Source organism: Streptomyces sp. TRM68367 (assembly GCF_014495685.1).
Lineage (GTDB): Bacteria > Actinomycetota > Actinomycetes > Streptomycetales > Streptomycetaceae > Streptomyces.
This window is the reverse complement of record NZ_JACTVI010000168.1, coordinates 1-9,193: the sequence shown is the minus strand read 5'-3', so window position 1 is coordinate 9,193 and position 9,193 is coordinate 1. Positions and strand designations below refer to the sequence as shown.

At 71.0% G+C, this 9,193-nt stretch carries 7 protein-coding genes and 1 pseudogene; 5 read left to right on the top strand and 3 right to left on the bottom strand.

All coding sequences use genetic code 11. The features are described from left to right. A partial coding sequence (locus tag H8R17_RS43195) for a non-reducing end alpha-L-arabinofuranosidase family hydrolase (RefSeq protein WP_223126127.1) occupies positions 1-1,081 on the top strand: 1,081 nt, incomplete at its 5' end. A gap of 182 nt (positions 1,082-1,263) precedes the next feature. Here the strand turns inward: H8R17_RS43195 and H8R17_RS43190 are convergent. Beyond that, the gene (locus tag H8R17_RS43190) at positions 1,264-2,673 is read right to left on the bottom strand and encodes a cell wall metabolism sensor histidine kinase WalK (RefSeq protein WP_187828647.1); all 1,410 of its coding nucleotides are present in this window, start codon (positions 2,671-2,673) and stop codon (positions 1,264-1,266) included. Positions 2,674-2,789: 116 nt separating this feature from the next. Continuing rightward, positions 2,790-3,539, bottom strand: coding sequence for a response regulator transcription factor (locus tag H8R17_RS43185; protein ID WP_316959722.1), 750 nt, complete (start codon positions 3,537-3,539; stop codon positions 2,790-2,792). Positions 3,540-3,764: 225 nt separating this feature from the next. On the opposite strand from H8R17_RS43185, the pseudogene H8R17_RS43180 reads away from it, so the two are divergent. Both H8R17_RS43180 and H8R17_RS49645 read left to right on the top strand, forming a co-directional pair. Then, positions 3,765-4,304 (top strand): annotated as a pseudogene (locus H8R17_RS43180) (ferric reductase-like transmembrane domain-containing protein); the annotation flags it as partial. After that, positions 4,287-4,406 carry an FMN-binding protein gene (locus H8R17_RS49645; RefSeq protein ID WP_399478058.1) on the top strand — a complete coding sequence of 40 codons (120 nt, stop codon included), beginning with the start codon at positions 4,287-4,289 and terminating at the stop codon, positions 4,404-4,406. The pseudogene H8R17_RS43180 and the gene H8R17_RS49645, both read left to right, overlap by 18 nt. Before the next feature lie 146 nt (positions 4,407-4,552). Here the strand turns inward: H8R17_RS49645 and H8R17_RS43175 are convergent, their stop codons facing one another. Then, on the bottom strand, positions 4,553-6,487 hold the full coding sequence (locus H8R17_RS43175) for a glycosyltransferase family A protein (RefSeq protein ID WP_187828644.1): 1,935 nt from the start codon (positions 6,485-6,487) through the stop codon (positions 4,553-4,555). A gap of 272 nt (positions 6,488-6,759) precedes the next feature. Between H8R17_RS43175 and H8R17_RS43170 the strand changes: the two genes are divergently transcribed. Further along, positions 6,760-7,335 (top strand): hypothetical protein, encoded by a 576-nt coding sequence (locus H8R17_RS43170; protein WP_187828643.1) that lies wholly within the window; start codon positions 6,760-6,762, stop codon positions 7,333-7,335. A gap of 143 nt (positions 7,336-7,478) precedes the next feature. Continuing rightward, positions 7,479-8,993 carry an alginate lyase family protein gene (locus H8R17_RS43165; protein ID WP_187828642.1) on the top strand — a complete coding sequence of 505 codons (1,515 nt, stop codon included), beginning with the start codon at positions 7,479-7,481 and terminating at the stop codon, positions 8,991-8,993. The last annotated feature ends 200 nt before the right edge of the window (positions 8,994-9,193 follow it).

Here is a 9,193-nt window from a genome sequence, read left to right as displayed (position 1 = left end):
GAACGCCGCCACCGGCAACGGCGCCGACATCGTCCAGTACACCGACTGGGGCGGCACCAACCAGCAATGGCAACTCGTGCGGGTCGGCAATGACGGCAGCCCCGGCTCGTCGCTGCCCTCGTCGATGCGGTGGAGTTCCAGCGGGGTGCTCGCGGGCCCGCGGCAGGACGCGAGCCACAACGACATCGCCGCGATCAAGGACTTCACCGTGGTCCGGCACAACGGTGAGTGGCAGGTCTACGCCACCACCGCCAGCCCGAGCAAGGGCTGGAACCTCGCGCACTTCGCGTTCCCCGACTGGGCCCAGGCCGCCAACGCGCGGCACACGTTCCTCGACACCGCCTCCGACGTCGGTCCCGGTTACCGCGCCGCCCCGCACCTGTTCTACTTCGAACCCCAGAAGCTGTGGTATCTGGTCTACCAGACGGGGCTGCCCTCGTACTCGGTCAGCAGCGACCCCAGCGACCCGACCTCCTGGTCGGCACCGCGCCACTTCATGAGCAGCGTGCCGCCCATCGTCGAGCAGAACATGGGCAACGGCTCCTGGCTCGACTTCTGGGTCATCTGTGACACGGCCGACTGCCACCTGTTCTCCAGCGACGACAACGGGCACATCTACCGTTCCCAGACCTCGCTGGCGAACTTCCCGAACGGCTTCGGCAACACCGTCATCGCCCTCCAGGACTCCAACCGGTTCAACCTCTTCGAGGGCACCGCCGTCTACAAGGTCGGCAACACCAACGAGTACCTGCTGCTCCAGGAGGCCATCGGCTCAGGCGGCCGGCGCTGGTACCGGTCCTTCACCTCCGGCAGCCTCAGCGGCCCCTGGAACGCGCTGCACGCGAGCGAGTCCAACCCGTTCGCCCGCTCCAACAACGTGACCTTTCCGTCCGGCACACCGTCCTGGACGCAGGACTTCAGCCACGGGGAGCTGCTCAGGACCAACAACGACCAGACCCTCACCATCGACCCGTGCCGTCTCCGGTTCCTCTACCAGGGCATGGACCCGAGCGCGGGCGGCGACTACATCCGGCTGCCATGGCGGATGGGCCTGCTGACTCAGACCAACCCCACCTGCTGAAGTCAAAGTGCCCTCGCATCAGGCGATGTCGTGGACGTAGTGCTCACTCAGGTCGGATGCATGACGGGCGACAGCGCGGTAGTCGGGCGTCGTCGTCGAGGTCGATCTGGGTCACAGGCATACCGCACCTCCCACACACGGTATGTGCGGTCGCGATGGACACTCCAGATCAGCCCACGTGATCACCCGTCGCCTGTGGGGAGCCGGACGGTGAAGGTGGTCGATCCCGGGCCGCTTTCGAGTGTGGTGCTTCCGCCATGGGCCTCCGCCACCGCTGCCACGATCGACAGACCGAGGCCGGTGCCGGTGCCACCCCCCGCGCCCTCGGTGCGGCGGCGGTCCGCGCGTGTGAAGCGTTCGAAGGCCTTGGGCTGAACGTCCGCGGCGACGCCCGGCCCGTCGTCGTGGACCTTCAGCACCGCCGTCCCGTCCTCGATCTCCAGCGAGATGGTCACCGTGCTGCCGACGGGGGTGTGCAGGCGCGCGTTGGCCAGCAGGTTGGCCAGCACCTGCTGGAGCCGGTGGGCGTCGCCCGGCACCGTCACCGGCTCCTCGGACAGCTCCAGTTTCCAGCGGTGTCCGGGGCCTGTGACCTGCGCGTCCGTCACGGCGTCCAGGACCAGGAGGGTGAGGTCGACGGGGTGGCGTTCCAGGGGGCGGCCCGCGTCGAGACGGGCGAGGAGCAGCAGGTCGTCGACCATCTCGCCCATGCGGGCCGCTTCGGCCTCGATGCGCTCCAGGGCCCGCGCCACCTTCTGCGGCACCGGGCCCGGGTGCAGCAGCGCCAGTTCCGCGTGGCCGCGGATCGATGCCACGGGCGTGCGCAGCTCATGACTGGCGTCGGCGGCGAAACTGCGCAGCCGTTCCTCGCTCGCGTGCCGTTTGGTCAGCGCGTCCTCGACGTGGCCGAGCATCGCGTTGAAGGCGCCGGCGACGCCTCCCACCTCGCTGCGCGGGTCGCTCTCGGGCGCGCGTGGCGCGGGCGCCACCTCGCCGCTGGAGAGCGGTAGTTCACTGACCCGGGTGGCGGTCGCGGCCACCCGGCTGAGCGGTCGCAGCGACCAGCGCACCCACAGGGCTCCCGCGACGCCGGCGACGGCGAGCGCCGCGCCGAAGACGGTCGCGGCGACGAGTTCCAGCCGGTGGACGGCGGCTGCCACCGGCTCCATGGGCAGCCCGGTGATCAGGACGTCCCCATCCCTGCCCGCGGTCGCCATCATGCGGTACTCGCCCAGCGACGAGAGTTCGGTCGTGTGCCCCTGGCCGTCGGCCGGCAGGCCGGCGAGTTCTCTCCTGTCCTGCACGCCAAGAGGAACGGTCACCGTGCCCGTACCGCTGCCGGACGCCACCACTGCCGCGTTCGTGACCGTATCGCCGACCAGCCGGGCGCCGAACGTTCTGGCGGCCTGACGGCGGGTGTCGCCGCCCTCGTCTCCGTCGTGGTCGGACGGCAGCATCCCGCCGTGCTCCAGGCTCGCCGGGAACCGCACGCCCGCCTCGTGCAACTGCTGGTCGAGACGGCCGGTGAGAAAGCCGTTCAGCTCCACCACCGCCGCCACCCCGACGGCCGCGCAGCTGACCGCGAGCAGCATGACGAGGCCGACGGTGAGCCGCGCCCGCAGCGTGTGCGGCCGGGGCAGGCTCGGCAGCCACCGCCTCGCCCCGCGCCGCAGCGGCTCACGCGGGAGCCGCTGCGGCGGCCCCGTCCTCACCGGGCCACCGGCTTGAGCACGTACCCGGCGCCCCGCACCGTGTGGATCATGGGCGGACGGCCCGCGTCCACCTTCTTGCGCAGGTAGGAGATGTAGAGTTCGACGACGTGGGCCTGCCCGCCGAAGTCGTAGGACCATACGCGGTCGAGGATCTGCGCCTTGCTGAGCACGCGTCGCGGGTTGCGCATGAGGAGGCGCAACAGTTCGAACTCCGTCGGGGACAGCTCTATCAGTTCGCCGCCGCGGGTGACCTCGCGGGCCTCCTCGTCCATGACCAGGTCGCCGACGGTCAGCCGCGGACCGTCCTCCGTCTGCCGGGCCATGCCTGCGCGGCGCAGCAGTCCGCGCAGGCGGGCGACTACCTCTTCCAGGCTGAACGGTTTCGTCACGTAGTCGTCGCCGCCCGCCGTGATGCCCGCGATGCGGTCCTCGACGGCGTCCCGTGCGGTCAGGAAGAGCACGCACACATCAGGGCGCACGGCGTGCAGCGAGCGCAGCACGGCGAAGCCGTCGGTGTCCGGGAGCATGACGTCGAGGACGACAGCGTCGGGCAGCAACTCGCGCGCCTCGGCGACAGCCGAGACGCCGTCGCTCGCCGTGCGTACCTCCCAGCCCTCGTAGCGCAGGGCACCGGAGAGGACCTCCGCGAGGTCGGGGTCGTCGTCCACGACGAGGACCCGGAGCGGGGCGCCGTCGGTCCGGGTCAGAGCGGGGCGGCCGGAGCCGCGGTGGCGGGAACTGTTCATCTCAGGTACCAGGATGCGGTCTCGCCGCGCCCTGAGCCGCTTCCTCGACCTCTGAGTTCGCTCTGAGTCCGCGATGCCGCCGGTCGGCTCGTCCGTACGGCCCTTCCCACCTGCGGCGGGTCCTGCGCCGCCCACCGCGCGCTGAGAGCGGGCTCAGAGGTTTGGGCGGCACGGCGTCGTCCCGGACGGCCGAAGGGACGTACGGAGAGTCGAAGGGACATGCCGATGACCACGGTGTACGCGCAACGCAGGGCCGCCCTCGCTCCTCCCACGCCAAGGCGTTCCCCCGTGGGGGCCGTGCTCGCCGTCCTGTGGGGCGGGGCCGCCGCCGTGATCGCCCTGTGGTGGCACGACACGGGGTCGGTCGTGGGCGCCTCGGGCTGGCTGACGGGGGCCGGGCGGATCGCGGGACTGCTGTGCGGGTACGCCTGCGCCGTCCTCGTCGGTCTGATGGCCCGCGTCCCGCTCCTGGAGCAGCGGGTCGGGGCGGACCGGGTCACGCGCTGGCACACGAAGGTGGGCCGCTACACGATCTGTCTGCTGGTGGCCCACGTCGTGCTGATCCTTCTCGGGTACGCCGCCCAGGACGGCTCCTCGATCGTGGACGAGACGCTCACCGTGGTCCTGGACTACCCGGAGATGCTCAAAGCCACCGCCGGCGCCGTCATCCTGTGCGCGGTCGGGCTCGTCTCCGCCCGCGCGGTGCGCCGTCGGGTCAGCCACGAGTTCAGTTACGCCGTCCCGCAGCTGACCAGAGAGGCGCTCACCGCGCAGAGCGCCGACATCGACACCGTCTCCGGAGCCACGTACACCAGCGAGGGCTACCGCCAGTCACTCCAGTCGGCGCTGGACTCCGCGAGCCGCTGACGCCGACCTGGGCCCACTCGACCCCCGTGCCGCCCGTGACGGTTCCGGTCCGGGACCGGTGGCTCGAGAAGTGTGGGTCCGCAGGCCGCTGCGGTGACCTCCCCCGGGACCAGCGCTGAGCCGGTCTGGACGACCCGAGCGCTCACTCAGTCAGACCGGCTCAGCCGCCGTCGTACACGCCCGATCTGGCGGTTGTCGGCGACCACGTCGAGGAGCCGGCGGCCGGCGCCGGCCTCGTACGCAGGGCCCTCCAGGCGCAGCAGGGCGCCGTGGCGTACGACGGCGTACGCGACCGGGGCGTCCGCCTTCGGGAGGGTGACCGGGTGGCGTCCGGTCGGGAGCCTGAGGCGGGCGGGGAGGCGTAGCCGGGCCGTTGTTCCGTCGGCGCCGGGGATCAGCTCGGCTTCCACCGTCAGGGCGGACACGGTGACCTTGACGGGAGCCGGGACGCTGTGCGCCGCCGCCACGTACGGCAGCGGGAGCGACCGCTCGCCGCGCGCGGCGTTCGCGGCGGCGGCACCAGTCGTGTCGGGGCCGAGCCTGCGCTGGCGCTGGTCGACGTCGAGGGCGAGCTGGCCGCTGCCCGTCCAGTACGGGAGCGCGAGCCGCCCGCCGGTCAGCGCCGGACCAGCCGCCGGACTGCCCGGGGCGCCGTCACCGGTCAGGCGGACCATCCGGTCGACGCCCAGCAGCTGGACGTACGCCCACACGTCGTGCACCCCGCGCTCCAGCGGTCGGCCACCGGCCAGCCGCTCCGGGTCGAGGCGGAGCCGCCCGGACGCGACGAGCTGAGAGCGTCCCTCACCGAGGGGCTGCAGCCGTACCTCCAGGTCGCCGTCCGGGTACCACCAGTCCTCCCGGTCCCGGTCCTTCACCACCAGTTCCGCGTACGCCAGCCGGAAGGGATCACGGACCTCCCAGCCGTCCTCCGTCCCCGGCACGCCGTCCAGCAGCTCCGGGTCCAGCCACCGCTTCCCGTCCCGCTCGACGAGGGCCAGCGGTTCGCCGTCCCCGCGCAGCAGGCCCAGCGTGACGTCGGCGACCAGGCTGCCGTCCTCCCACCGCAGTGCGCCGACCTCGCTGCGGGCCCGCACCTCGCTCACGCGCTCCGCGAGCGCCACCGCCCCGTCGAAGTCGCCGCGTTCCAGCAGTTCGGCCCGCAGCCGTGACAGCGCGGGCAGGCCCTCCCGCACGGCCGCCGGGAACTCCTCCAGCGCCAGCTCCCGGGCCGCCTCGAAGCGCTGCCGCTGCTCGGCCGGGTCCTCGCGAAGGATCTCGGGCTCACGGGTCCGGGAGAGGATCTCCACGTGGTAAAGGCGGTGCAGCAGCCGGTTCTGCAGCGCGTCGACGTCGTCAGAAGGGGCGGTGCCGTCCTTGATCTGGCGGACGATGGTGCGGCAGTTGCGCCAGAACCCGTGCCGCGGGTTGAACCGGTGCTGGGTGTTGTTGCCACCGTCGTCCCGCTTCATCCAGTAGTAGCAGGGGTAGTCGGCGAGGATCGAGATCCGTTCCGCTTTCAGGTAGGCGGCGCTGACGAAGGAGAGGTCCTCCAGGATCCACGGCCCCTCCGGGAACCGCAGCCCGTGTTCCTCGACGAAGGCCCGCCGGAACATCTTGTGCGGCGACATGCTCTGCATCAGCTCGTCGTTCTCGATCGTGCAGGCGTCCACCGTGTGCCGGAACAGCCGCCGGGGCCGCACCATCGTGCTGGACATCTTGCCGAGCACCACGTCGGCGTCATTCCGCTTCGCGTGCTCGTACAGCCACTCCAGGGCTTCGGGGCCGAGCGTGTCGTCGTGGTCGACGAATTGCACGTACTCGCCCTTGGCGTGCTGCAGGCCGAGGTTGCGCGGGGCGCCCGGCCACCCCGAGTTCGGCTGCGTGTGCACCTGGACGTTCGGATGCGCGGCCGCGATCTTCTCCAGCCGGCCGAGCGTGTCGTCCGTCGACCCGTCGTCGACGTAGATCACCTCGTACTCGTCGGTCGGAAGGCTCTGTCCGAGCAGCGACGGCGCACACTCGTCGACGTACTTCCCGGTGTTGTAGACGGGAATGATCACGCTGACCTTGACTCTCGGCATTTCACCGACCCTACCCGCCCGCCCACCGGGTAAGGGCATCCGAGCGGCCCCATAAGCGGGAGGCTGGGTGCCCGTCGACGACCGCGCCTGCGACCGCGGCTGAGAGCGCGAGTGAGGTTCTCGTCACCCGCTCCATGCGGTCGCGGCGGCGATTGTTGCGGCAAGCTTGTGGATGTTCATGGGAAATGACGGCACTGTCGGCGACTGCCAGGGCCGTGTGGGTGGTGGGGGGACCGGTGGGTAAGCGGCATGTGCGGAAGATGTTGCGGCAGATGGCGAGCGGAAAGCCCGTCGAGGTCAAACCCGCCATGTCGACAATGAAGAATCTCACCCGACTCGTCTTCACCGCCCAGCAGTTCGGGTACGAGTACGCAGACATATGGCAGGGCGGCGGGCCGCAGGGCAACGGGTTGGTGATCTTGATCGTGCCCGACCCCAGCCCGCAGTCCCGCGCGCGGGCCGCGCAGAACTGGGCGCAGTACCCGAACGCGAGCGACGGGGGCGCGCTGCCGCCCCTCGTGCCCGAAGCGGTCGAGCTCCTCAAGGCCCGGATCACGTTCGACATCACCGCCATGTACACCAATAAGCAGCTGATCCTGCTGTCAGGCTTCGCCGCCGTTCCGCTGGCTGTGCCCATCGGCTTCGCGCTCAGCGCGGGCACCACTGCCATTGTCCTCGCCGGCACCGTCTGGGCCGCGCTGATGGCCCTCCTGCCCGTCGGATTCGCCGTCAACCGGCACTACAGAACCAAGTACGCCGCCCTCCTGCTGGCCGCCGGGTACACACCGATGACCGACCAGAACGGGCGGCTGCGGTATGTGCCACCGGGCGGTCGGCTTCCCCGCTGAACGTCACCATCCAGAGGGCTCCCACCAGGATGGCGAGCGCGCAGCCCAGCCGGTCCCGACCGAACCGGCACGGTTTTTGTTATCCGCCGGTGAGGCGCGCGTCTCCTTGACACACGACCGGCGAAGGAATCAGGAGACATTCGATGGAGCGATCCACCACCGACCGTTCACTCAGCCGCCGCGGGATACTGAAGCTCGCCGGTGCGGCCGGTGCCGGCGCCGGTGTGATCGGGGCGGCCACCGGGACCGCCTCAGCCGTGCCGGCGGCGCCGAAGGGCGGGTTCGCCCACCCGGGGCTGCTGCACACGCAGGCCGACTTCGACCGGATGGCCGAGAAGGTCAAGGCGGGAGCGCAGCCCTGGACGGACGGCTGGAAGCGGCTGCTGAGCAGCCGGGACTCGGCGACCGACTACCGGCCGCGGCCCGTCGCGACCGTCACCCGCGCCGCCGAGGGCGCGAACGTCCACCTGCTCTTCCGGGACGCCGCCGCGGCCTACCAGAACGCCCTGCGCTGGAAGATCACCGGGGACACCCGGCACGCCGACAAGGCTCGGGACATCCTCAACGGCTGGTCGGCCACCCTCAGGGAACTCCGCGGGGACTCCAGCCGGTACCTGATGGCGGGCATCCAGGGGTATCAGCTGGCCAACGCCGGTGAGATCATGCGCGACTACGACGGATTCGACCTCGGCCGGTTCCAGTCCATGATGGTCGACATCTTCTACCCGATGAACGACTCCTTCCTGGTCAACCACAACGACGCCGTCCCCACCAACTACCGCGCCAACTGGGAACTGTGCACCCTGGCGTCCATCATCGCCATCGGCGGGCTCACCGAGGACCAGGCCAAGATCGACCGGGCGGTGGAGTACTTCAAGAACGGCGACGGCAACGGCTGCGTCAAGCGGGCCGTCCCCATCCTGCACGAGGAGGCGGACGGCGTCGTCCTCGGGCAGTGGGAGGAGAGCGGCAGGGACCAGGAGCACACCATGGCCGGTGTCGGCTGGATGGGCGCGCTCTGCGAGATGGCCTGGAACCTGGGCGAGGATCTGTACGGCTACGCCGACAACCGGTTCATGAAGGGCTGTGAGTACGTCGCCCGCTACAACCTCGGCAAGGACGTTCCGTACACCTCGTACTCGCGCCGCGTAGGCCGGCGCCGAGAGGGCCAGCCCGCAGGCCTGCACACCGAACCGGAGATCAGCGACCAGGGCAGGGGCAGCGCCCGCCCCATCTGGGCCCTGATCCACAACCACTACGCGGTGCGCCGCGGGCTGGACGTCCCGAACATCACGGCCTACAGGGACAAGCTCATGCCCGAGGACGGCGGCGGGCTCCGCGGCGGGGCCGGCTGGAGCTACGACCACCTCGGCTACGGCACGCTGACCTACACCCGGGACCCGAAGGACGTGCGCTTCTCCACGCCGGGCGCCGCACGCGAGGCCGAGGCGGCGGACGGTGCCTCGCGCGCCGACGCCTCGGGCAGCGGAGCAGGCGGCGGGACGCGTCCGCAGGGCGGCGCACCCGACGATCTGGCCGCCACCGGCGCGGGCGACGTCCTGGCCTGGTCCGCCGCCGGGGCCTCGGCCCTCGTCGGAGGTCTGCTGCTGCTCCGCCGTCGTGGGCGCAGCGCGAACGCGCCCGGATCCGACGCGTGATCCGCACCGGTCGGGCGAGAAGGAGGAAGACAGGCCCATGGACCAGTAGTGCACCTTCTGGGGCAGTCGCTGGCGTGCCGTCGGTCCTGAGATGCCGTCAGGACCGAGGCATCGCCAGGCCGTCAAGCAGGAGGTCGAGTTTCGCCCGAAGGGCCGGGCCGAGCGGGAATGGCTTGTCGGTGTGCTGATGCGCCTGGAGC